This window comes from Faecalibacterium sp. AM43-5AT, from assembly GCF_003603345.1.
GTDB classification, from domain to species: Bacteria; Bacillota; Clostridia; order Oscillospirales; family Ruminococcaceae; genus Faecalibacterium; species Faecalibacterium taiwanense.
Genome location: NZ_QVGZ01000042.1, coordinates 1 through 303, shown reverse-complemented (window position 1 = coordinate 303; position 303 = coordinate 1). Strand labels below are relative to the sequence as shown.

Genomic DNA, 303 nt, shown 5'->3' with positions numbered 1-303 from the left:
TTTTATTCCATGTGCTGATATTTCCGATGATGGTGTATAGGATCATACCCAAAACCACAAGGAACAGGATGGGAAACAGAATGCTGAACAGCAGATCAATTCCAGCGTAAAACATCTTATTCCTCCAAAATTTCTTCCAGCAGGTCCTTTACATCGTCCAGAAAAGATTCTTCTCCGAGGGTGTTCACCTTGAAGAACACCGCTTGACTGCCGCCCGCTGTAATTGCAGACAGCCGAATCGGGCTATCTCCATTCTGGAACATGGTCAGTGTCAGACTCAGGCGGTTGCCGCCCATCATGCTG

General features: G+C 47.2%; 1 protein-coding gene and 1 pseudogene. Both read right to left on the bottom strand.

Going from position 1 to position 303, the window contains the following annotated elements; translation table 11 throughout:
* A pseudogene (locus tag DW937_RS15345) lies at positions 1–115 on the bottom strand (DUF2500 domain-containing protein); the annotation flags it as partial.
* 1 nt (position 116) lies between these two features.
* A partial coding sequence (locus DW937_RS14635; protein ID WP_243111514.1) for a DUF6054 family protein occupies positions 117–303 on the bottom strand: 187 nt, incomplete at its 5' end.